The sequence below is a fragment of the Bradyrhizobium sp. i1.15.2 genome (genome assembly GCF_040548425.1).
In the GTDB taxonomy this organism is placed as follows: domain Bacteria; phylum Pseudomonadota; class Alphaproteobacteria; order Rhizobiales; family Xanthobacteraceae; genus Bradyrhizobium; species Bradyrhizobium canariense.
The window spans coordinates 20647-43439 of record NZ_JBEPRQ010000013.1 but is presented as its reverse complement, the minus strand read 5'-3'; the positions used below and the strand labels follow the sequence as shown (position 1 = coordinate 43439).

General features: G+C 59.0%; 21 protein-coding genes. 17 read left to right on the top strand and 4 right to left on the bottom strand.

Annotated features, from left to right (window positions below; all coding sequences use genetic code 11):
- The first annotated feature begins 23 nt into the window (after window positions 1–23).
- Complete coding sequence (locus ABIB80_RS22765) at window positions 24–233, top strand: SDR family oxidoreductase (RefSeq protein WP_354128430.1); 210 nt, start codon at window positions 24–26, stop codon at window positions 231–233.
- 11 nt (window positions 234–244) lie between these two features.
- Window positions 245–481, top strand: a complete 237-nt coding sequence (locus tag ABIB80_RS22760; RefSeq protein WP_354128429.1) for an SDR family oxidoreductase — start codon at window positions 245–247, stop codon at window positions 479–481.
- A 183-nt stretch (window positions 482–664) separates the two neighbouring features.
- On the opposite strand, the gene ABIB80_RS22755 is transcribed toward ABIB80_RS22760, so the two are convergent.
- Entirely contained in the window at window positions 665–1351 is a 687-nt protein-coding gene (locus ABIB80_RS22755; protein ID WP_007601637.1) for a TetR/AcrR family transcriptional regulator, read from the bottom strand.
- A gap of 166 nt (window positions 1352–1517) precedes the next feature.
- Between ABIB80_RS22755 and ABIB80_RS22750 the strand changes: the two genes are divergently transcribed.
- The 3 genes from ABIB80_RS22750 to ABIB80_RS22740 all read left to right on the top strand — a co-directional run bounded on the left by ABIB80_RS22750 (window position 1518) and on the right by ABIB80_RS22740 (window position 6975).
- A complete protein-coding gene (locus ABIB80_RS22750) occupies window positions 1518–3329 on the top strand; it encodes an amidohydrolase (RefSeq protein ID WP_354128428.1) in 1812 nt (603 codons plus the stop codon).
- A 14-nt stretch (window positions 3330–3343) separates the two neighbouring features.
- Complete coding sequence (locus ABIB80_RS22745; protein WP_354128427.1) at window positions 3344–4546, top strand: MFS transporter; 1203 nt, start codon at window positions 3344–3346, stop codon at window positions 4544–4546.
- 749 nt (window positions 4547–5295) lie between these two features.
- On the top strand, window positions 5296–6975 hold the full coding sequence (locus ABIB80_RS22740) for an FAD-dependent monooxygenase (RefSeq protein ID WP_007601646.1): 1680 nt from the start codon (window positions 5296–5298) through the stop codon (window positions 6973–6975).
- Between the two features lie 474 nt (window positions 6976–7449).
- Here ABIB80_RS22740 and hmgA read toward each other — a convergent pair whose 3' ends face one another.
- On the bottom strand, window positions 7450–8763 hold the full coding sequence (hmgA, locus tag ABIB80_RS22735) for a homogentisate 1,2-dioxygenase (protein ID WP_354034867.1): 1314 nt from the start codon (window positions 8761–8763) through the stop codon (window positions 7450–7452).
- Window positions 8764–8963: 200 nt separating this feature from the next.
- On the opposite strand from hmgA, the gene ABIB80_RS22730 reads away from it, so the two are divergent.
- Together ABIB80_RS22730 and ABIB80_RS22725 are read left to right on the top strand one after the other, a co-directional pair.
- The gene (locus tag ABIB80_RS22730) at window positions 8964–9158 is read left to right on the top strand and encodes a hypothetical protein (protein WP_502918749.1); all 195 of its coding nucleotides are present in this window, start codon (window positions 8964–8966) and stop codon (window positions 9156–9158) included.
- A gap of 135 nt (window positions 9159–9293) precedes the next feature.
- Entirely contained in the window at window positions 9294–9701 is a 408-nt protein-coding gene (locus ABIB80_RS22725; protein ID WP_354128425.1) for a fumarylacetoacetate hydrolase family protein, read from the top strand.
- Window positions 9702–9851: 150 nt separating this feature from the next.
- Here ABIB80_RS22725 and ABIB80_RS22720 read toward each other — a convergent pair whose 3' ends face one another.
- Window positions 9852–10634 carry a helix-turn-helix transcriptional regulator gene (locus ABIB80_RS22720; protein ID WP_354128424.1) on the bottom strand — a complete coding sequence of 261 codons (783 nt, stop codon included), beginning with the start codon at window positions 10632–10634 and terminating at the stop codon, window positions 9852–9854.
- Between the two features lie 202 nt (window positions 10635–10836).
- Between ABIB80_RS22720 and ABIB80_RS22715 the strand changes: the two genes are divergently transcribed.
- Window positions 10837–11589, top strand: a complete 753-nt coding sequence (locus tag ABIB80_RS22715) for an SDR family NAD(P)-dependent oxidoreductase (RefSeq protein WP_354128423.1) — start codon at window positions 10837–10839, stop codon at window positions 11587–11589.
- Between the two features lie 117 nt (window positions 11590–11706).
- Here the strand turns inward: ABIB80_RS22715 and ABIB80_RS22710 are convergent, their stop codons facing one another.
- Window positions 11707–11979 (bottom strand): hypothetical protein, encoded by a 273-nt coding sequence (locus ABIB80_RS22710; protein ID WP_354128422.1) that lies wholly within the window; start codon window positions 11977–11979, stop codon window positions 11707–11709.
- A gap of 268 nt (window positions 11980–12247) precedes the next feature.
- Between ABIB80_RS22710 and ABIB80_RS22705 the strand changes: the two genes are divergently transcribed.
- From ABIB80_RS22705 to ABIB80_RS22665, 9 genes are all read left to right on the top strand, one after another.
- Complete coding sequence (locus tag ABIB80_RS22705; RefSeq protein WP_354128421.1) at window positions 12248–13786, top strand: carboxylesterase/lipase family protein; 1539 nt, start codon at window positions 12248–12250, stop codon at window positions 13784–13786.
- A gap of 522 nt (window positions 13787–14308) precedes the next feature.
- Window positions 14309–15430 (top strand): hypothetical protein, encoded by a 1122-nt coding sequence (locus ABIB80_RS22700; RefSeq protein WP_502918746.1) that lies wholly within the window; start codon window positions 14309–14311, stop codon window positions 15428–15430.
- A gap of 148 nt (window positions 15431–15578) precedes the next feature.
- Window positions 15579–17282: an amidohydrolase gene (locus ABIB80_RS22695; RefSeq protein WP_354128420.1), complete on the top strand. Its 1704-nt coding sequence runs from the start codon at window positions 15579–15581 to the stop codon at window positions 17280–17282.
- A 417-nt stretch (window positions 17283–17699) separates the two neighbouring features.
- The gene (locus ABIB80_RS22690; RefSeq protein WP_354128515.1) at window positions 17700–19250 is read left to right on the top strand and encodes a 4-hydroxyphenylacetate 3-hydroxylase N-terminal domain-containing protein; all 1551 of its coding nucleotides are present in this window, start codon (window positions 17700–17702) and stop codon (window positions 19248–19250) included.
- The gene (locus tag ABIB80_RS22685; RefSeq protein WP_354128419.1) at window positions 19250–19780 is read left to right on the top strand and encodes a flavin reductase; all 531 of its coding nucleotides are present in this window, start codon (window positions 19250–19252) and stop codon (window positions 19778–19780) included. The genes ABIB80_RS22690 and ABIB80_RS22685 overlap by 1 nt, the downstream gene beginning before the upstream one ends.
- 20 nt (window positions 19781–19800) lie before the next feature.
- Complete coding sequence (nbaC, locus tag ABIB80_RS22680) at window positions 19801–20343, top strand: 3-hydroxyanthranilate 3,4-dioxygenase (RefSeq protein ID WP_354128418.1); 543 nt, start codon at window positions 19801–19803, stop codon at window positions 20341–20343.
- 30 nt (window positions 20344–20373) lie between these two features.
- Window positions 20374–21411, top strand: a complete 1038-nt coding sequence (locus ABIB80_RS22675) for a helix-turn-helix domain-containing protein (protein ID WP_354128417.1) — start codon at window positions 20374–20376, stop codon at window positions 21409–21411.
- Complete coding sequence (locus ABIB80_RS22670) at window positions 21411–21797, top strand: RidA family protein (RefSeq protein WP_354128416.1); 387 nt, start codon at window positions 21411–21413, stop codon at window positions 21795–21797. Before ABIB80_RS22675 ends, ABIB80_RS22670 begins: the two co-directional genes overlap by 1 nt.
- 91 nt (window positions 21798–21888) lie before the next feature.
- On the top strand, window positions 21889–22671 hold the full coding sequence (locus ABIB80_RS22665) for a fumarylacetoacetate hydrolase family protein (protein WP_354128415.1): 783 nt from the start codon (window positions 21889–21891) through the stop codon (window positions 22669–22671).
- Window positions 22672–22793: the final 122 nt, after the last annotated feature.

Genomic DNA, 22793 nt, shown 5'->3' with positions numbered 1-22793 from the left:
GTGGCTCGCGGGAAAAAACTGCATTGATCACAGGAGCGGCGACCGGCATCGGTTGCGCGACCGCGCTGATCTTTGCGCGGAACGGTGCACTCGTCGTGTTGTTCGGCCTCGGTGATGCCGAACTTGACGCGGCCGCTGCAGAGGCGGGTGGAGAAGCGGTCCCGAGCGACGTTACGGAGAGCGCCGATATCGTGCGGGCCACACGGCTCCGATTCTACGCGCTAATGCTGTAGCGCCGGGCTGGGTGCGGACGCCGATGAGCACTTACGAGATGCAATTGCTGGCGGAGCAGAATGCCGCGGCGGCCGATGCCGAAGTCCGGTCTGTCGAACGGCGGATCGCGCTGGGGCGTACGGCCGCGCCTGCCGAGATTGCTGCCAGCTGTCTGTTTTTAGCGTCGGACGAGGCTTCTTTTATCACCGGAGCTGTTCTCGTGGTGGACGGCGGTGGCCGCTCTCTCATACACAGACGCGCTATTTGATGCGGGTAATCAGGCGAGCATGGGAGAGGCGAGTTCGGCATGCGCTTGGCGGGCCGATCTCCTTCGCTATATGCGCGATCGCCGACCTTGCGGACGCCTGCAAGGTGTCGCGCGGCGCTCTACCATAGATCACTTTGGGCCGGTCTCCTGGTGAGGCGAGCTCGATCAAGAGGAGTTCTTGGATTACGGGCCCCGGGTCGCGGGGGCTAGACTGGGCGGTAATTCCAGCCATGGTCTTGAACCCGGTGCGCGCAAGGCCTCGCAAGATACATGTATGGCTATCGATACAAACTGGTCTTCGCCTATTGCCGAAGACTGAAGCCAGTTGAGGTGACCCGACCCGAGTAGTTGTGCGAGGCCGTGCCCCGCCGACCAAAGTATGCTGGTCAGGATTTCGAGAGGCGCCGCCGGCAACAGGCCGGCTGTTTGACAGGCTACGATTGTCCTGGCGAACTGGCCGAATGATGTGTCCAATGCCGTTCTGACATTCTCTAGCTCGGTCCAACGCTCCCGCATAGTGGGGTCGAACATGACAATGTAAGCCGCCCTGTTGGTTCGGGCGAAATTCACATAGACAAGCCCCGCCGCAATGAGCCGTTCCCAAGGGTCATCGCCGGCTAGATCCATTTCCCGACCCTGAATTTGGGCGAGTTCGGCAAAACCGCGGGCCGCGATATCGGCGAGCAGGGCGTCCTTGCTGGCGAAATGCCGGTACACGGCCGAGTGCCCCACGCCCGTCATCTTCGCGATCTCACGGAGATTGAACGACGGAGTCTGCCGTTGCCGCAGGAGCGACATCGCGGCTGCTAACACGGCCTCGCGCAAATTGCCGTGGTGGTGGGCGTCGGGCGTCTTCTTTCGGATTTTCATCGTCGGTCCCGCTGTGAATAACCGTTTCTGCGATACTTGACAGCCACTGTCAAAACGGCAAGTCTTAGAAAGTGACCAATGGTCACTTAACCTTGAACCTTGAGAGAGGCCGATGCGAACCGTAATTCATGGAGGTGAAATCCTTACACTTGATGCGGCATCGCCCATGGCCGAAGCCATGGTGATCGATGGTGAAACCATTCTCGCGACCGGAGATCTAGGCTCGATGCTCACGGTCGCGGGCAAAGGGGCGGGGCGTTTGGACTTGCGCGGCTCGACCGCCATGCCCGGTATTATCGACACACATCCTCATTTCATTCACTTTGCAGCCGTCCTTGGCATGTGTGTCGATATTCTCGACGCCAAGAATCATGACGACATCGCCCAGCGTATCCGAGAACGTGCACGGACAGTGCCGGCAGGCGAATGGATTATTACCACCCCGGTCGGCGAGCCCCATTACTTCACCAGGAGGAGCTGGCGCGACCTCGCCGAGGGTTGCCTGCCGAACCGTACGCTACTCGACGCGATCGCGCCGAACAATCCGGTCATGATTGCCGCGTGGGGTCCGCGCATTCCCAATGTCTGTGCCATGAATACCGTGGCGATGCGCCGTTTAGGGATAACCGCTTCACTACCTTCCCGCGTAAGCGATGTCTGGATCGAAAAAGAGCCGGACGGAGAGCCCAGCGGCATTTTTCGCGGCAGCGTCACCAGCTACTACAATCCTGATCCCTTCTGGCTGTCCCTGACGGTCAACTTTCCCATGCCGACTGCTGATGATTGGAACCGTGGTGCGCGGCTGGGACAGCTCATTGCCAACAGCCGTGGTGTGACAGCAGCCTATGAGGGGCACGTCATGGCCCCGGAGCACATCGACGCGTATCGGCTTATGCGCGAAGCCGGTGAAAGCACGCTGCGCGTCATGAGCTCGCTTGAAGCAGCGCAGTACGGCTTCGATTATGGGCTGGGGTTGTCGGAAGAGGACTGTCGCTCCAACTTTGCTTTAGCGCTTCGCTCGAGGTCTGTGGAGGACGATCTCTTTCGCATCAACGGTCTTACGCTTTCGCGCGGAGGTCCGTGCTGGCCAGGGTTTCTTCGCGCGGACCAAACGATTCGAGATCCCTACGGTCGTGCAACGCGGGGACACACCTTCGTGCCTCAGAACATCGAGCGCGAGGCGATCGAGTTCTGCCTGAAGAACGATCTACGGCTGAACATGGTTCAAGGAGCATACCAGGACCATCGCGAGTTTCTGGAATCGCTCCAGCCCTTCCTGAGTTCTTACGACATTCCATCCAAAGGGTGGATCATGCAGCACAACATCCTCATCAGCCCGGAGACGATTCGGCGCTATGCGGAGCTTGGCTTCCATCTGTCGACGAGCATGAGTTTCACTTGGGGGAAGGGCGACCTCTTCGCTGAGCGAATTGGAAGAGACTGCTTGAGCGACCTCATCCCACTGGGTCGGATGATGGACTCCGGAGCGAACGTAACGCTCGGCAGTGATTGGGGGCCGGCAAGGCCTTTCGAGCATATCGCTTTCGCTGAGACGCACGAGTTTGCAGGTTCAGGCCATCGGAACCTTCAGCCTGGCATGGCGGTGTCGCGGCTCAAGGCTCTGAAAGCCTGGACCAGCTCGGGCGCGACGCTGATGAATTGGAGCGGGATCGGCGCATTGCGCGCAGGCTATAAGGCCGACATTGCGGTCGTCGATCGCAACCCGCTGACCTGTGACAACGATGCGCTTCCCAAAATCCGGGTGCTGAAGACGATGCTCAACGGCCGCGAAGTCTACGATACAGGCGATTTGTCCCTTGTCGCAAAGGTCGACCTTCCAGAAGAGAGGCGTTCGCCGCAGGTCGACACCTTCGCTCGCGCGGCAGGTCCGGCTGCCTGGAAACATATCTGCGGTCCGGCTTGTTCCCACAGCGCGCGAGCATCGGCGGGATCGATGTCAAGTCAAGAAGTGCAGTGAGGGTGAGGGGCGACATGAAGACAATTGAACGCGTGAACGGCGTCGGCATAGTTCTGCTGTTCGGCAGCTGCATGACCATCTTGGCATCCATCCTGGTGGTTCCTATCCTGGTCAAGTTCCAGGCGGCCTACGCCTCGGTCAAACACGTCGAATTGTTGGTGTCGTTGGCGCTGATGGCGCCTGCATTCGTCACGGCGATCGCTTCACCCCTCATCGGCACAGTCATTGACCGTTGGGGGAGCCGCAAATTTTTGGTGTGGGGCACAGCGCTATACGCCGTCTCCGGCGTCGCTCCGCTCTGGCTCGATGGCATAACTGAAATCGTCGTCTCTCGGTTCATTTTCGGTGCCGCTGAAGCCATCGTGATGACGTGCTGCACGTCCATCATCGGTACTCACTTCAGAGGGCAGGAGCGCGAACGTTATCTTAATCTGCAAATGCGCTTTATCGGCGTTGCCGGCACAGTTCTCTTTTTTATCAGTGGCGCTCTCGGCGAAATGAACTGGCGGCTGCCGTTCGCGCTCTATGGTCTCGCGCTGCTCCTGATTCCCTTCCAACTCCGACTGCCCCCCCCACAATACGCGCCGCGCACCGATACGCTGGGGTTCGCAGCTACACGGCCGCCAAAGTCCGCGCTGCTTCCCCAGATTACAGTCATGCTGGTTGGCATGATCGCCGTCTACTTACCGCCGGTCCAGTACCCGTTTCTGCTCGCAGATCTGGGTATAACGTCGACACAAGCCATCGGAATGGGGGCCGCTTTCGGAATTCTTTCGGCTACCGCGGGAACGTTGCTGTGGCCCGTCTTACGGAGGCGGTTCAATACGCAATCGATCAACGTCTTGGTCTTTGCGCTGCTAGCAGTGGGGATTTGGTGGCTGTCGCGCATCACCAGCTATGCCGAGAGTTTCGTCGTCCTCGCAGTACATGGACTTGGTGCTGGGATGCTGGTTCCCAATGTCATGGCCTGGACGATGGCCGCAGCAAAACCCTGGCACATGGGCAAGGCAACCGGCCAGGTATACTTCGGTCTGTATTTCGGTCAGTTCTTGAGCCCACTGCTCGTTGCGCCGCTGGCCGCGTCGGTCGGCGGTCTTCGCCCCGCATTGGTCGTCGTCGCCGCCGCGATGGCATTGTTTGCCTTGATCGCCCTCGCCATCGCGCGCGAGTCGACCTTACGCGAGCGGCGAGATACCGCAGCCTCACTCAAATGGTAACTCGACTGCATAGCCATGAAGCATCATTGGCGTCGCGTCGGCGCGATGGACGGGCGTGGCGGTCTTCGCTCAAGATGGCTGTCACTTCGGCCGATCGGGCCGCCCCGGGAGCGCTCCGCGAACATGTGGAAGAGCGAACTGTCCGGGTGTTCTGCGCATACTTCAGGTCAAGCCGTCGTCTGCCACATCCTCAAGGGGCGAGTTTCGAGCTACCAGCTGTCGGGCGGGCCGGCTCAGAACGACCGCTGAGTGGCTGGCATCGCCCTCGAAGTCGGATCCGACAAATCCGCGTTCGGTCGGCCGCAGCGTGATAGATCGCCGTTTAGAAGCTCAGAGCCGTAGCAGGGCTTCGCAACAGGCAGGACCAGCCGTAATTCGCATAAACGCCCTTCCGGCCCGGCCCATCACTAGGAAGCGGACAGGGATGTGATGTTGCTTTCTACCTTTCTCGCCGCCGCGCCCCGATCACGTGTTCGGCCGCGCCGATCCGAACCATGACACGCCCCTCTCTGAGGGGATGGCTACCTAGGTTTGATTCGTCGGCTGCATCTAGTTGGTTACGCTGGAAAAGCAGTGGCGGCGGCATGATGATGATGATGCAGAATTCTCGGAACGGACCGCATTTTGCTGATCTCAAACTTCTGTTCGTCACCTGTGCATGGGACAGACGCGAATCAAGTCCACTAGTAGTTTGGCTCTGAGGCGGTCGCCGGTCGAAACTAACTGCCAAATTAGAAAGGCGGGCGTTAATGGATAATCATCTGTCGCTTGATCAGATCCGCGAACTCATCAAGCCGATTTCGGGACCCGACGGGCGAGGAACCAAAGATGCCGATGTCTTGGTCGTTGGTGCGGGTCCGATCGGCCTGACGGTCGCTAACATTCTCGGCTCGCTCGGGATTTCCACAATCTTGCTGGAGCGGAATGAACTGACGTCGGACTTGCCCAAAGCACTCGTGATCGACGACGAATATCTCCGTCTTCTTGATAGCCTGGATTTGCTCGACGACATGGAAGAGCACCTCTCGCCGCCTTTTGGAATTTTCTTTTATTCTATGCGGGGCAAGCCGGTGGTGAAGGTCAACCCCTTCTTGACGTCGAATGGATTTGGCAACCGCGCGGGATTGATGCAGCCAGTCTTCGAGAAGAAGCTGCTGCATGGCGCACGGCGCTATCCCTGCCTCGATCTGCAGTACCGGTCTACTGTCGCAGGCCTAGATCAGGATGAGAATGGCGTCAGGTTGAAGGTCGTTCGTGCTGGGCGAGAACATCTAGTGACTGGACGATTTGTACTCGCCTGTGATGGCGCGCGAAGTTTCATCCGCTCGGCTGTCAATATTTCTTTCGCCGGAAATCGCATTGATCAACCCCATTTAGTGGTCGACCTCGCCGAGTTTCCCGACCGGTCCCCCTTCTCGCGTTTTTTTTGCAATCCTGAGCGGCCGTTCAACAGCGTGCCTGCGCCATATGGCGGGCGAAGACTGGAGTTCATGCTCAACCCCGGCGAAGATCATCACAAGATTGCCACGGCGGACAGCATCCGTGATCTCGTGGACAGACATACTCCGTACAAAGGAACACCCCTCAAAATCATCCGGTCGGTGGTCTATGGATTTTCGGAGCGCATCGCCGAGCGAATGGGATCGAAACGGGTCTTCTTGCTCGGCGACGCTGCGCACGTCATGCCGCCGTTCGGCGCGCAGGCCATGAACACGGGCGCTCGCGATGCCAACAACATTTGCTGGAAGATTGCGGCGGTACTGCAAGGGAGGCTCAACCCCACGATCCTTGAGACCTACGAGACAGAAAGGAGGCCGCAGGTTGAGGCGATTATTCGATATTCGGTGATGATCGGAAGAATGGCAAACATTCGCAACCGCATTATTGCTGCGGCGAGGGACGCCTTCTTCCAGACATTGAACCTTATCCCCGCGATCCAGCGTTTCTTTGCCGAGATGCGCTATATGCCTCGACCATGGATTAAGGCCGGCTTCATGGTGCGGTCGAGGCGGCAGGAACTCGTTGTTGGACGGACATGTCCGCGTGTTTCGCTTTTCCTGGATGGTGGTAGCACGAAGTCAATTGATGCGATTTCGGACGGTTGGTTCCTGGTGGTAGGGATCGCTGTACCCACCAACGATTTGCTCTTGCTTGCCGATTCGCGAGTGTTGAGCCCGCGGTTTTTGTCTATTTGCTTCAATGAAATGCAGCGTGTGAAAGTTAGTGGTGTGCATCACGCTAGACCGGCCTCGCCGGAGGCGGAAGCGTTTTTGAGACCGCTTACCGGTCGGGTGCTGCTTGTGCGGCCTGATCGATATGTCGCGGCTGTGTCGACGCTAGATGGGATTGGTGCGGTCTTGGCAGAGCTTGAGAAATCGTTTGGCCCGCTGCGGGAAGACGTCAGTTCGTCACCTATTCGCTCGAGCTAACGGAGACGCAAGTCGCTTGCGGACTTCGCAAGCGGCGGAGCGGCGAGCGCGGCGCCTTTGGATCGCAAAGCTTTGGCCGCGCCATAGCGACAGTCGGATTTGCCGCCACTGCCGCTACGCGGATCACCGCCTGCTTCTCGCGGTTGATTACCAGCCGCACTGCGTCGGTGCGCGAATAGCGGCCGGCTGGATCCGCAGTGGATTTTGCAACCGCAAGCGCTCCGGGATGGAGATCGGCGTTGAGGATGCCTCTTGGTGGTCAGGAATACGCTCACAGAGTTTGCGGGCGTCCGGTCCATTAATCATTGAAAATCCCGCGCCTGGTTTGGACGTGCGCGGATTGAGCTAAAAGGCTTTCTGCGGCGTATGCACGACCATGCCGTACATTTCCTGGCTCACGACGGCGCAGGCGGCGAGGACATAGCGTGACCCTTCGACCGCGTAGCGAGGCTTGAGCGAGGGACCCCGCCGGCATCACCTGACCGGAGCCGATGTAGGATCGAATTTCTTTGCAAGGTCGGTCCAGCACTCCGCGTAGTCGTCGTCTCTTTCCGCCAAGTCGGCCGCATATTGCGTCAGCTTTTGCGGAAAGCGCGACTCGAACATGAAGGCGAGTGTATTCGCGATCTTGTGCGGTTTCAGTTCGACGGTGCTCGCCCTCTCGAAGGCGACGGCGTCCGGTCCATGCGGAAGCATCATGTTGTGGAGGCTCATGCCGCCGGGCACGAAGCCCTCGGGCTTCGCGTCGTATACGCCGTAAACAAGGCCCATGAATTCGGACATAATGTTGCGGTGATACCAAGGCGGCCGAAACGTGTTCTCGGCGACCGCCCAGCGCTCCGGGAAGATGACGAAGTCGATATTGGCGGTGCCCGCACTTTCCGACGGCGAGGTCAGGACGGTGTAGATTGATGGGTCCGGGTGGTCGAAGGCGATTGCGCCGACCGGCGAGAAGTGCCGTAGGTCGTACTTGTAGGGCGCGTAGTTGCCGTGCCAGGCGACGACGTCAAGCGGCGAATGCCCGATCTTGGTCGCGAACAGTTCGCCGCACCATTTGAAGGTCACGACGCTCGATGAATCAACGTCATCATAAGCTGCGACCGGCGTAAGGAAATCGCGGGAATTGGCCAGGCAGTTCGCGCCGATCGGCCCCCTTTCCGGAAGGGTGAACGACCCTGCGTAGTTTTCACATACATAGGCGCGCGCGGGCCCGTCCATAAGCTCCACGCGGAAGATGATTCCGCGCCGGATCACGCAGATCTCGCCGGGTGCGATTTCAATGATGCCGAACTCCGTACAGAAGCGCAACGCGCCATGCTGCGCCACGACGAGCAGTTCTCCGTCGCAGTCGCAGAAATACTCGTCCTTCATCGAGTGGGTGATGAAGGACAGATGGGCGGCCATTCCGCCTTGTGCTTCGGCATCGCCGGCAGTCGTCACCGTTCGCAGTCCGCTGACGAAGGTCAGTTCGTCGGCGGGGATGGCGACCGGCTGCCAGCGGTATTGCCCGATCGGCAGCTTCGATTGTCCCGTGTTCGGAGCGGTGCGGAGGAAGCCCGGCTCGACCGGCGTGAAGCGGCTGGTGTGCTTGACGCTGGGGCGGATACGGTAAAGCCACGATCGTTCGTTGGTGCCGCGCGGTGCCGTGAACGCCGAGCCACTCAACTGTTCGGCATATAGCCCGTAGGTGGCCCGCTGCGGCGAATTCCGCCCGACCGGCAGCGCGCCGGGGAGCGCCTCTGTTTCGAAGCTGTTGCCGAATCCAGACATGTATTGCGGTGTGTTCATGTTCGAGGAACCTTGCTCGTTGCCTGGCGCGTGGCGCTGCCAATGGCACGAGCATAAGCCGCCCTGTCCGCGATCCCCGTCCCATCGGCGTGTGACATGGCCTCTCTTCCGGACGGCGGTGCCGTTCTGTCAATTCAACGCAACCACGACGGCTCACGCCGCAGTTTGATGGAGTCCGCCAATTCCGGCAGCGCCTTCCAATACAGAACCTGCCGTTCGACGTGTTCCGGCGCACCGACCCGGCCGAAGCTCCGCGAGGTGGCATCGCGATCGGCGATATGATCCTCGATGTAAGCACATGCGCCGCCAATTTCACTGGCCTCGCGGCCTGGGGCGGTCGCCTTAGGCGGATCGAGCCTGAATGGTTCATGGTGTTGGGACCGGACAAGGTCTGAAACTCGGCTGCAGATTTTCCGGCTACGGTATACGCAGAACGTCGCCGCCTGCGTGGGACTGTCGCCGCACTTGGTCGCGATGGCTGATGCGGAACTTCTACTACCTGTGCGGATTGCGGTCTCCATCGATGAGGCGTGGCAGCACATCTTCGGCTTCTGCGTTCTCAACGACCGAATGTCTCGCCGTGGATCGTCACGGCGGAAGTGCTGCTTCCGTTCCGCGTGACTGCATTCCCGCGTGACGAACAAGACCCGCGTCCTTTGCCGCATCTGCACGCCCAGGCCGATAAGCAGTCCGGCGCGATCGACATCGACGTGCGTTGCGCTCTACGTGCGGCAGGCATGACCGCGGCTCTGACGGTCAGCCCCGCCTGCACTCGCGGCCTGTATTGGAGGCCTGCCCAGTTCGTCACGCACCAGACGAGCAACAGATGCAATCTAGAGACCGGCGATCTGCTTGGATCCGGCACCGTCTCCGGAACGACGCTGGGTAGTCTCGGCAGCCCGCTCGAGATCACCGCGTGCGGCCACCAAGCCGTTTGATCTCGGCGGCGAGCCCCGATCGTTCCTGGCGGACGGCGACGAAGTTCGATGACGGGATAGTGCAATCGCGACGGCTTCGCCACGATCGGCTTTGGTGAATGCACGGGGAGGGTGACACCTGCGGTCTGAGGCTTCCCTGCGCGCGCAGGCTTAATCCATGACAAGGCGGAGCAATTCGTTCTGCGACGAGATGCCGAGGCGGGCATAGGCGCGCTTGCGATAGGTCAGCACCGTGTTGATGCCGATGTCGAGCCGCAGCGCAATGCCTTCCGAGGTCAACCCCTCCATGATGCCGGCACAGACATCGGCTTCCCGCGTGGACAACACGGGCGTAACCCGCAGCAATCGCGCGCGAAGGTCTTGGGCGGGGCCGCGCTGGGCCGCTCGGGCATCGCGGGCATGGCGCCCGATCAACGCCAAGAGCATGTCGGCGCCACGCGCGATCAAGGCCTCGTCGGAATCCGAAAACGCGTTCCCACCGGAACGGTACAGATTGATGCGGATGGTCCGGTTCGCCGGCGCGCCGGCGATGCAGATGCGGTCGCCCAGTCCGACTGACGTGTAGCAGGCGCTGCGATAGTCGGAATGCTTAATCTCGGAGGCGCGCGTGCGGATGCACCAGGTCGCGCTCCCCGATGTTGGCGTACCGGCCATCACCTGATTGGCCAGGTCGTGACGCCAGTAGGTGCTGCGGTAATGGTTCGCAACGTCTCTGGCCACCGGTCGTTGCCCGGCGTTCTCTGCGATCAGCACAAGTGGATCAGCATCGCGGTCGAATGCGAACGCCGTAAGGTGGCCGCAGCCGGTCATCGCATGAGCCATCTTGAACAACGTGCCGGGAAACGTTTCCGCGCCTGCGAGATCGATCAGTCCAATCAGCGCCGGCGTCATGTCGTAGACGCCGGTCGGATGGTCCACCTTGTAAGCCTTCATCCCGGAACCTCGGCCAGCGGCTCTCTGTCCGCTCGCCTGCCACTTAAAGGCAAATTCGGGGTGCAGGCAATCGGCGCTTCGGCCTGGATAGTGTCCCCTATTCATGTGACTGGGCGACCGGTGGCAGCGTGTTAGCCTCCCCCCGGATCAGCGCGTGACAAGCGCCTTGCGGCTTTGTCACAAATTCAGGGTGGAACCATCGATGAACGACGCCAAACCGCTGCGCGACCGGGTCGCTGTGATCACGGGCGGCAGCAACGGTATCGGCGCCGCCGCCGTGCGTGAAATCGCCATGCTCGGCGCCAACGTCGTGATCGGCTACCACAGCAGCGAAGAGCGGGCGCGAAAGCTACTGGAAACACTCCCGCCGGCCGACCACGCGGTAGCGCGCCTGGAACTGAAGGACGAGACCTCGTTCGCAGCCTTGGCGGATGAACTCGGAATCCGCTATGGAAAACTCGACATCCTGGTCAATTCCGCAGGCTTCACCCGTGCGATACCGCATGGCGATCTCGACACGCTGACGGACCAGCTGTTCGAGGACATCCTGATCGCGAACGTGTGCGGTCCGTACTCCGCTGTCCGGGCGCTCCGCCCCTTGCTACGCGCATCGGGTGACGCCGTCGTCATCAACGTCTCGTCCATCTCGGGCTTCACCGCGTCCGGCAGTAACGTCGCCTACTGCGCATCGAAGGCCGCCCTGGACAACATGACCGCCTCTTTGGCACGCGTGCTCGGCCCGGAAATAAGACTACTGGCGGTTTCGCCCGGCGCCGTTGCAACCGACTTCGTTCCGGGTCGCGATCGCAGCGCTCTCGAGGCGGGCGCCAAGGCGACGCCGCTCAAGCGCGTCATCGAACCGGATGACGTGGCCGCCGCCATCGTTGCCTGCATCACCCATCTCAAGGCCAGCACTGGCACGCGCATCGTCGTCGATGGAGGGCGTCACCTGTGATCGCCGCCCGATTGCAATCTCGTTCGCGTTGGCCTGTGCGTCGGCCCAGGACGCCCAGCAGACCAAGATCGTCGCTGGCTTCGCGGCGGGCGCCGTCGCGGACGTTCTGGCGCCCATCTATGCGGATTCAAAGAGGTGTCTCAATAACGTCACCATGTCGAGAACCGGCCGGGCGGTGTCCGGCATGGTCGCGGTCGCCGCGGTGTCCCTCTCGCGATTGCGGACAGCGCGTACTTGCTTGCCGCGCGCCAACTGGTGTTTTGCCGTTGCTCCGCCCACTTTTCCCGTAATTTCCAGTACCCATACATGCGTTTTTTCCTGATCCTGAGGGACAATACGATGCCCCGGTTGATTCAGTGGATGAGTGGCATAATGGCGCGGATACCACAAAGATATCCAACACGTGGCCGAGCACTCGTGGGGAAAGACCAAGTCTCCGACCAATTCATTTAGGGCAAAGTAAATTGGAATATAGATGAGGTTAGCCGATCGATACGTCTCAATTACGGAACGGGGCATTCCAGTCGCGGAACTGGACGAGCAATATCGAAACGCTGTTGAGTAGGCCGCAAGCGACCTTCGGCGCCGGAGGCAAAGTTGGCAATGCCGGGCGACGCAGACGTGGCACCCGAGACACGCAGGAGGTGCAGAGATTCGAATGTATGAGTTTGATCCGGGGCTGGCTTCGGCGTTAATTTGTTGGAGACGAGAAATGGTCGGAGTTGAGCGCAGCGTGGCACATCTCGAGCTGGAAACACCTTTCGGCTGCCTGCGAGGCATCACGGTGGACGGTGTTACCGCATTTCATCGAGTGCCATACGCAGAGGCTCCGATCGGGCCACGGCGTTTCGAGTTGGCGGGACCGGCTCCCCGATGGCGAGATACTCGCGACGCGACCGTACCTGGACCCGTCCCCCCACAGCTACCCTCGCGCCTGGACAGCGTTATGGGTACCTACGAGGTCGAGCAAAGTGAAGACTGTCTTCATCTCGACATATGGACGACGCACCGAGCCGGCGACAACGCGCCGGTTTTGGTGTTCCTCCACGGAGGCGCCTTCATGACCGGTGGCGGGTCGCTCCCCTGCTATAATGGAAGCGTTCTTGCAGGGGAAAATGGCCTTGTGGTCGTGAACATTACCTCTCGCCTTGGTCTTCTTGGCTTTTGGCCTGGACCTGATTTCGGCGAATTGAATCTGGGCCTCCACGATCAAGTTGCAGCTCTGCGTTGGATCAGGGAGACGATCAGTTGCTTTGGAGGCGATCCCGCGCGCATCACAGTTATTGGACAGTCGGCTGGCGCCTTCAGCATCGCTGCATTTCTTGGGACTGATCTTGGGCGCGATCTCTTCAGCCGAGCGATCATCATGAGCGCGCCTGTCGGCGTAGAGCTTCGCACAGTCGAAACGGTGAGGCCGCTGGCCAAGACACTTCTAGACGTTCTTGGATTGGCCGACCAAGATGCCAACAGACTGCGGACGATGCCCGTTGACCAAATTCTTGGATTGCTACGTGGATTGCAAAACAGACCTCCGGCGATACCGGGGGACATCAGCCCGCCGTTCATGCCCGTTCTGGATGGCAGCCTTATCCCGAGAGATCCTGTCGCATCCATTCAAAACGGTAGCGCGCGGTGGTGCGACATCATGATTGGTGTAACACGCGAGGAATACGCTGCGTTTTCGCTATCTAATCCGACCTTGAACGACCTGTCTGAAAGCGAAGTGAATGACATATTCAAGTTACAACTAGGAAGCGGCGCAGCGGATGCGATCATGAAGATCCGATCAGCGCGCGTTCCCGCGATTCCTCGGACGATAGTGGGAGATCTCTACACAGACACGATCTTCACGGACGCGAGCTTGGCTGTCGCAACTGCCCAAGCGAAGGCCGGCCGGAATGTGTTTTCCTATCGTTTCGATTGGCAGTCGCCAGTCCCAGGACTAGGCGCCTGCCACTGCATCGATCTTCCGTTTCTTTTCGGAAATATCGACGTCTGGCGGAACGCTCCGATGCTCAAGGGAGCAGACTGGCGAGAGGTGGAAGGGCTGAGCCGACGATTTAGAGGTGCGATTGCGGCATTTGCGAAGAGCGGCGAACCAAACGGGACCGATCTGTCGCATTGGCCCGCCTACACACACAACCGTGCGGTGCTCCACTTTGATAGGCGCATTCAGGCCTTTGCCTGGGTCGCCTGATACTCTCCAGCCCGTTGAGCCGCGCGGCCGAAGAAAGTCTGTTGCGCGCCGCTTGCCCAGTCACTTAAAGCGGGCTGTTGAAGGATGTTGCATTGCTTGAGCTTACAAGTTGTAGGTCTGGAGCGTTCCTGGGACAGAGCTTTGATCGTGTTCAGCTCGGCCCTGATCTTGCACGTTGGTAGATCAACGAGTTCATTTCAGTCGCCGCGAAGTTGGGTGGTCCACGTCGCAAACGTAGGCGCCGAGCCGATGCTTGAACTCGCCAATCCGGCCACTCAATCTTGATTCCTCTCGTCGTTCGGCTTGCGGCTGAAAGGCTGTCCCGCTCGTCTGCGCCGTTACCCGAACGTCGTCCATGAAACGCGCGAAATAGAATTATCGTCCCATTCTTGGAACGCGACCGTGCCAACTGCGGTGCTTTTGCTTACCCGCCCGCCGCTTATGCTGCCAACCGTTGGATTGTGGGGAATGGCCTGGGTACAGCGCTCTTCGGCTGGCTAGGCAAAACATTGGCGGGGGAAAATGAAGCGTCAAATTCAGATAATGCTAACAGTACTGCCCTTGGTTTCTTTTGGTAGCGCGGCAGGTCTGGCGGGAGATCTGCCGGTCAAGGCCCAGCCAGCGCCGCCCGATCTGCCATTCTTCCTGGTGATCGATGACCGTGTCACCTTTTCGTATATACCAAAAGCAGCAGACCCGGGTGTGTACTCTGTAAATCCGAACGGTTCGCTCAACAGCAACACCGCGGTGCAGGTCTATTCGTTCACGCATTTCGACGCCTGGCGATACGGCACGAATTTCCTGAACCTATCAATGTACAAGGCGGATCAAAACGATCCAGCCAGCCCTTGCACCAACGCCGGCAGTATCTTCAATCCTGGCACGCGTGTTACCACTCCTGCAAATTGCGCAGGTGCTATTTCTGGCGTGGGCCAGCTTCGCTCGACATTTGGCTGGAACGAAATCTTCGGGGCCAAGACTTTCACTGTCGGGCCGCTGCGCAACATCTCGTTCGAGATCGGCCTTGATGCGGCGGCCGCGAACTATTATCGGGCGTCCGCAGGGCAGGCCGTCTCGGCGGGCTTGCAGTTCCAGTTCGATCTTCCCTACAAGGGCTACGTAAATATTGCCCCTCTGGCGACCTGGGTCTACAGCTCCCACATGGGCTTCCTGCAGTGTGGCGGAGGGTTCGCTCCCAATACATCAGGCGTCGGCTGCCTTACCGACGGCAACAGACAATATCAGCCGACGTGGGCAATCGAAACCAACTACTACATGAATCTCGATTTCTTGCCCGAGAGCGTGCGCTACTTTTCTATCAGCGGCCGAGCGGCTTGGACTGGGACGATGGGGACTGAGAATAGTCCACTTCCTTACAACCCGTTGCCACTAGCCAGCCCTACCAACTCGATGACAGCGGTTCAGCTAAATTCCGAGCCGATCCGTCTGACCTTTGATGCATCGAAAGCGATGTGGGGGCCAAAGTATTCGCATTACCTCGACGTGTGGGTCGCCTATCGCTATTGGCAAAACAAATACGGACTGGATCACAACGTCAGTCGGCTTTGCAACCTCTCACCGGGTGTGAGCAACAATACCTGCACCGAATCAAGTCTGTACAGTGGCGTCACGATGAAGTTCTAGCTTCATTTACCTCCCGAAGGTCAACTCTGGCCGCATGTCCCGCGGCGCAGTTTTCGGATGCTTCCATGGCGGACAGTGCGCAAGCTTCTTCGAGACTGCGTTGCCGGCCGCCTCTTCGTGGGCCATGAACTGAGAAGGAGAGGTTGCGATGAAGTTTGTGAAACGGCTGGCGTACACGTGGATCATTGTGGGTCTGCTTGGAAGCTCAACATGGTCCGCTGCAGAGGCCCAGCCGGCGATAGCCGATACCATTTATGTTAATGGCAAAGTCTACACCGCTGATGTGAAGAACACCGTGGTGGAGGCGTTCGCGTTATCAGGCGATCGCTTTCTCGCCGTTGGCAGCAACGAGGAGATCAGGAAGCTCGCGTCCACCGGCACCCGTGTGTTCGACTTGAAGGGACATTTCGTTAGCCCTGGCCTTGCCGACGCGCATTTCCACAATGAAGGCGGCGGTACCGGTATTGATCTGTCTCACACCCGTAGTCTCGCCGAACTCATGTCGCAGGTAGCCAACGCCACCGCGGGGACCGCGCCGGGCGCGCTGCTCGTTTCGAACGGAGATTGGCACGAAGCGCAGTTGAGAGAACAGCGCCTGCCAACGGCGCGACAGTTGGACGAGGCCGCGCCGAACAATCCTGTGGTGCTTGTGCGAGGCGGTCATTCCTACATCCTCAATGGGCGAGCGCTGGCGCAGTTCAATATCACTAGCCAGACGCCGGTGCCGGCCGGGGGACAGATCAGTCGTGACGCAAATGGTGAACTGACCGGAGAGCTGTTCGACGCGGCCAAGGCGCTTGTGCCGCTACCCGCTCCAAAGCCGCTCGCGATGGAGGACATCCTCGCGACGCAGAGAGCGATCAATCCTTTCGGCCTCACGGCGGTTCGAATTCCGGGTGCCTACCGGGGCAACCTGGTGGAGGCGCTGAAGCTGATGCGGCAGGCCGACGCCGAGCACGCGCTCACCGTGCGCTATACCGTCTATATGCCGGGGTTCGGGTTCAGAACCCCGCAGCAGGTCGACGATGCGGTCGCCCAATGGGGGGTGACGCAGGACGAAGGCAGTGATTTCGTCCGCGTAGGCGGCATCAAGCTCGTGGTGGACGGTGGTTTCGAGGGGGCTCATCTCACGCGCGCATATCAAGAGCCATTCGGGAAGGGCGGGACCTATTCGGGTCTTACCCTTTCACCTCCCGACGCCTACAATTCTGTCGTGCGCGAGATCAATCGCCTGGGTTGGCGCGCCGCGACGCATGCCGTAGGGGATGCGGCCGTGGACGAGGTTCTCACCGCCTACGAGATCGCCCACAATGACAAGCCGTTGACCGGGAAGCGATGGGCCATCGAACATGCTTTCATCGCGCGGCCCGATCTCGTCAAACGCATGCAGAACCTGAAACTGATGGTGTCAGCGCAGGATCACCTTTATCTCGCCGCGCCAGTCTTGAAAGGATATTGGGGTTGGGATATCGCCAGCGAAGCGACGCCGCTCAAGAGCTATCTCGACGCCGGATTGCTGGTCGCCGGCGGCACCGACTCGCCGGTCGTTCCGTTCAACCCATTTTGGGAACTCTACCATTTTGCGAGCCGCGATACGATGTCCGACGGTGTTTACGGGGCCGACCAGAAGGTTACCTCGCGAGCACAACTGCTGCGATTGGTCACGATCAACTTTGCCGTGTTGATCGGAGAGGAGAATCGTCGCGGCTCGATCGAGCCAGGCAAGCTCGCCGACTTCGCGGTACTGACCGACGACTTCTTGACAGTGCCGCTCGACGCCATTCCCAAGATGAAGGCCCTATCGACCGTAGTTGGCGGGAAAGAAGTCTATCGCGATCCCAAAATGCCTTGACGATTGGAGCGGTCCTCCGCCCCATCGTCGGTAAGCATTCATCAACGGCGAACACCCACTTCTGGATCGATCCCAAGGCCAAGCTGGCTGCTCTCTTCATGACGCAGTTAGCGCCCTTGGCGATCCGCGTATTATGTCGGACTTCGTCGAATTCGAGCGAGCTGTTTATGTCCTTGGATGATCTCTAGCCACCGCGTGAGCAGGTCGGCTTGCCCGTTAGGGCTTCGAGCACGTGCTGGTTGAACCGATTGACCGGTGAGGCACCAGGGCAACCTTGCTCCCACTCCTCATCAAGAAGTCAGCTACGCGGCAATTCCTTTTGCCAAAGTGGCTGTTGTCTTCGGAGCCAATGCGCGGAAGTGTTGGGGACCATTCGAATGCAAAGCATTCAAATTACCCCTTAGCCAGGAGCAGCGTATGAATCGCGGTGGAAACCGGCCTTTCACGGGCGCCGAATATCTTCAGTCTCTACGGGACGGCCGCGAGGTGTGGATCTATGGCGAGCGTGTCAAGGACGTTACAACTCATCCAGCGTTTCGCAACGCGGCGGTCTCAATAGCCAAGCTATATGATGCGCTGCACGACAAGTCCCTCAAGCAGGTTTTGACGACCGAGACCGACACGGGAAGCGGCGGCTTTACACATCGGTTTTTCCGCTACGCGCGGTCGCGCGAAGATCTGATCGCGCAGCGCGATGCAATCGCAGCCTGGGCGCGCCTGACATATGGATGGATGGGACGAACGCCCGACTACAAGGCAAGCTTCACGAACACCTTGGGGGCGAACGCAGACTTCTACGGCAAGTTCGCCGACAATGCGCGTGGCTGGTACAAGCATGCGCAGGAAACGGTGCCGTTTATCAATCACACGCTCGTCAACCCGCCGATCGACCGGAACAAGACCGCAGACGACGTTAAGGATATCTACGTCCGCATCGAAAAGGAGACGGACGCAGGCATATTCGTCTCGGGTGCGAAAGTCGTCGCAACCTCGTCGGCGCTGACCCATTACAATTTTCTCGGCCAAAATATGGCTGCGGAAATCACGGATGACAGTATGGCGGTGATGTTCATGGTCGACATGAACAGCCCCGGCATCAAGCTGATCTGCCGGAATTCCTATGAACTTGCGGCCGCAGCGACCGGCTCGCCGTTCGATTACCCGTTGACCAGTCGATTCGACGAAAACGACGCGATGTTCATTTTCGACAACGTGTTCGTTCCCTGGGAGAACGTCTTCGTTCACCGCGACATCAACATGTTGCGTACCTTCTATCCGAAGTCGGGCTTCCTCAACGGCTTCACCTTTCAGAGTTGCACCCGCCTCGCCGTGAAGTTCGATTTCATTATCGGCCTGCTGCAGAAGGCCCTGCGTGCCTGCGGCACCGATGAGTTTCGTGGCGTTCAGGTGCAACTCGGCGAGATCGTGGGTTGGCGAAACCTGTTCTGGTCGCTGACTGACGCGATGGCTGCCGCGCCAGATCGCTGGGTCAACGATGGTTTCCTGCCGAATATTCGCGCCTGTACTTCTTTCCGGATATTCGCCACGGAAGCCTATCCCGCTATCCGGTCCATTATTCAGCAGATCGTAGCGTCCGGCCTGATTTACCTCCCTTCGAGTGCCAGGGATTTGAAGGTGCCGGAGATCGAAAAGTACCTCGCGCGCTATGCACGCGGTTCGAACGGTATCGATCACATCGAGCGCATCAAAATCATGAAGGCGCTCTGGGATGCTGTCGGATCCGAGTTCGGCGCGCGTCACGAACTTTACGAGCGCAACTATGCCGGCAACCATGAGGCGATCCGACTTCAGGCGCTTATCCACGCCAAGGTGTCGGGTACCATGGGAGAAATGGAGGCTTTGGCGACGTCATGCCTCGCCGACTACGATGAGAACGGCTGGCGCGATCCCGCATATCACAACGGCGACGATGTCTCTGTGCTCGATTATCTCGCAAGGAGCCGCTGATGTCTGTCGATCGGGTTGCCTTTCGGGACATGATGTCCCGGTTCGGCGTCGCCGTTTCGGTGATCACAACCGATGGCGCCGCCGGCCAGTGTGGCTTTACCTGCACAGCCGTCTGTTCGGTCACGGATGAACCGCCGACGATCCTGGTCTGCCTCAATCGCAAGAGTCAGATGAACGCCGTCTTTCGACAAAACGGTGTCCTGTGCGTGAACGTCCTGAGCGCGGAACAGGAAGACCTTTCCGCAACGTTTGCCGGACGTCGTGACATCAGCATGGCCGATCGATTCGCCGTTTACCCTTGGGATCGGGTCGCCACCGGCGCCCCTGCGCTTCGAGACGCCCTCGGAGCAATCGACTGCGAGATCTCCGAAACGCAGGATTATGGCACGCATACGATCTTCTTCGGACGGGTGGTGGCGATAGCACTCAACCAGGCCCGCGACGCACTGCTTTACCTCAATCGCGAATATCGCGTCGTGCCCTTTCTGCCGCCGGCTGGGGTCGATCAAAGCGCAGCCCGTACGGGCTAACCAGCAACCTGGAGAAACCTATGAAACACGCGTTGGAGAATCCACCAATCAATCTCGACGATTGGATCGAAAAGAACAAGGCAACGCTCAAGCCCCCGATCGGTAATCGTCAAATTTGGAAGGGTTCCTGGGAGACGACTCTCGTTATGATGGTTGGTGGGCCGAATTACCGACCGGACTACCATGACGATCCAGGCGAAGAACTGTTCATTCAACTGCGCGGTGACGCCACGCTCAAGCTGATCGACCCCGCGTCGGGCGAACGCAGCGAGGTAGTTGTGCGGGAAGGAGAGATGTATCTCCTGCCGTCGCACGTCCGCCATTCGCCGCAACGGCCTGAGGGGTGCATCGGGCTCGTCATCGAGCGCTACCGCCAGCCAGGGGAGGTCGACGCCTTGGAGTGGTATGACGAGAAGGGCTGTCTGGAATTTCGTGGCGAGTTCCTGGTAAAGAATATCGAGGAAGATCTCGCCAAAGTTCAGGCGGCCTGGAAGGCTTGGTCAATAAATCCGGATCGGCTGATCCCCACGACGTGGAGGGTTGGAATGCCGGTGCCAACTTAGTAGGCACCGTTAGCCAATAAGGGGACGAGCATGAAGCGCGATAAGGAACCCATCGAGGTGCCTAATCATGACCAGCCGACGCAGGTGCTTAACGTTCCTGCCTATTTCCTTTATGGAGAAAACTGGTCGGGCTCCATCTTCGGCTTCTTCCATATCGAAGAACTGTTCGTTCGCAACGCTCCGAACAAATGGCACATTGCGTTGCACCGGCATTTGGACTTTGACCAGCTTTCCATTCTTCTCAGTGGACACTGCTCATTTGAACACGACGGTGTTTCGCGGAGCGTCGAGGCGCCAAACTGCGTTTATACGCCAGCCAACGTTGTGCACCAATTTGACTATTCATCTGCGGCGGTCGGATTTGTCATCAGCGTATCACCAGACTTCGTCGTTGGTTTGCCTTCTGTCGAGGGAGCGACGAATACAGTTCTCCTGCGCTTGGCGGAAGAACGGGTCGTCGCCTTGGAAGGCGGCCAGGAGGTTACGACGGTTCGAAAGTTACTCGAGTTGATCTCCGAGAAGGCAACCTCGCGCAGTCCCTATCGCCGCGACGCATTGCGATATCTCTTCGGAAACCTACTCCTCGAACTCGGTGGGACATTGATGTCCCCGTCTCAGAACAAGATGCCGCAAGCATCCACATTCGAACTCGATCTATTCAAACGCTATCGTGAGTTGATCGGCCTAACACTGAATGCAATTGGCTTCGCCGACGACCAGAGAACCAACCCTCTGACTGTCGAACTCTTCGCACAACGCCTCTCGGCCACTCCATACACGCTCAATCTCGCTTGCCAGCACATTTCCGGCATTCCAGCTCGCGACGTCTTGCAAGCTGCCGTCTTGGAGCAGGCAACGCGCCTGTTGTTGTACACGACAAAGCCCGTGAAGGAGATCTCATTCCTTCTTGGTTATTCGCACGCCTCCCACTTCGCTCGTTTCTTCAAACAACGACGCGGGACGACGCCGGAAGCATTCCGCAAGGCTTGCATCGACGGCCCGCCCGGCGAGGCCGCAATTTATTCAAACGCACATGGTTCGATCGCCAACAATGAGAAGGATGCCTGATGACACGGACGATCTTCAACAATCCCAACCTGCCACGGTCGAAGTCTCCGCATTCGAACGCGGTGAGAATTGGTAACCTAATCTTTGTCTCGGGCTTTCCGGGTTACGACGATAACGTGCAGATTCCGAAGGGTGATTTCGCAACGCAAATGCGGCTTGCTCTCAAGCACATCAAGGCGACGCTCGAATATGCCGGCAGCTCAATCGACAGGATCGGCAAGGTGAACATCTATCTCGATCGCAGAGCCGACTTCGATCAAATGAATGAGATTTATCAGGAGTTCTTCGGAACCGATCCCTCTGGCTGGCCTGCGCGCACGACCGTCGAAGCCAGTCTACCGCGGCCCGATTTTCTCCTCGAGATTGATTGCGTCGCGGAAGCATGAGCGCGATTCAGACGGCTTATGAGGCCGTTGGACCAATCTCGTGCGCGTGTCAGCCGCGCGCGCATCTTCAGAGCTGCAGGAAAGTGCACATATGCTAACAGACCAACAGCGCCACCAGGCCGCAGACGTTCTCATGGAGGCCGAGGGTGTTCGTGAGCAGGCGGGGCAACTCTCGACTGAGTGGCCGTCGATCGGCTTTGATGACGCGTATGCGATTTCGGCCGAGGTCAACAGGCGTCGCCTCGAAGCGGGCGCAAAGCTGATCGGCTATAAGGTTGGCTTGACCTCGAAGGCGATGCAGAGGTCCTCCCAGATCGACGAGCCTGATTACGGCTATCTCTATCAGCACATGATGATCGCGGACGGCGGAAAGACGCCTCGCGAAAAATATTGTGTCCCACGAGTTGAAGTCGAACTCGCTTTCGTGTTGGGCAAGCCTCTCAAGGGCCCCGGCGTCGGGATATTCGAAGCTCTGGATGCTTGCGATTATGTCTGTCCAGCGATCGAGATCGTTGATGCTCGCGTAAAGGATCCGCGAAAGATTTACGATACTATCTCCGACAATGGGGCGGCGGCAGGCCTTGTGCTTGGCGGACGACCCCTCCGACCCAGCGAAGTCGATCTGCGCTGGACCGGCTGCATCCTCTATCGCAACGCCGAGATCGAAGAAACGGGGCTCGCGGCCGGTGTGCTTGGCCACCCGGCCCTCGGCGTCTCGTGGTTGGCAAACAAGCTTGGTGCCCAGGGCATTACCATGGAGGCCGGTCATATCGTCCTTACTGGCTCATTTACCCGGGTGGTGTTCGCCCAGCAAGGCGACAGCTTTCACGCAGATTTCGGTGCGCTCGGCGGCGTTGCGGTTCAATTTAGCTAAGCGAAGTCGATGCTGAATCAGCCAGAACGATCGCGCTGGATCTTCTTAGTAGCACTTGGCGCAAAGGAAACATGATGGAAAATCCGAGGAACCGCGGGATTCCTTCGATCGAGTAGGCGCAA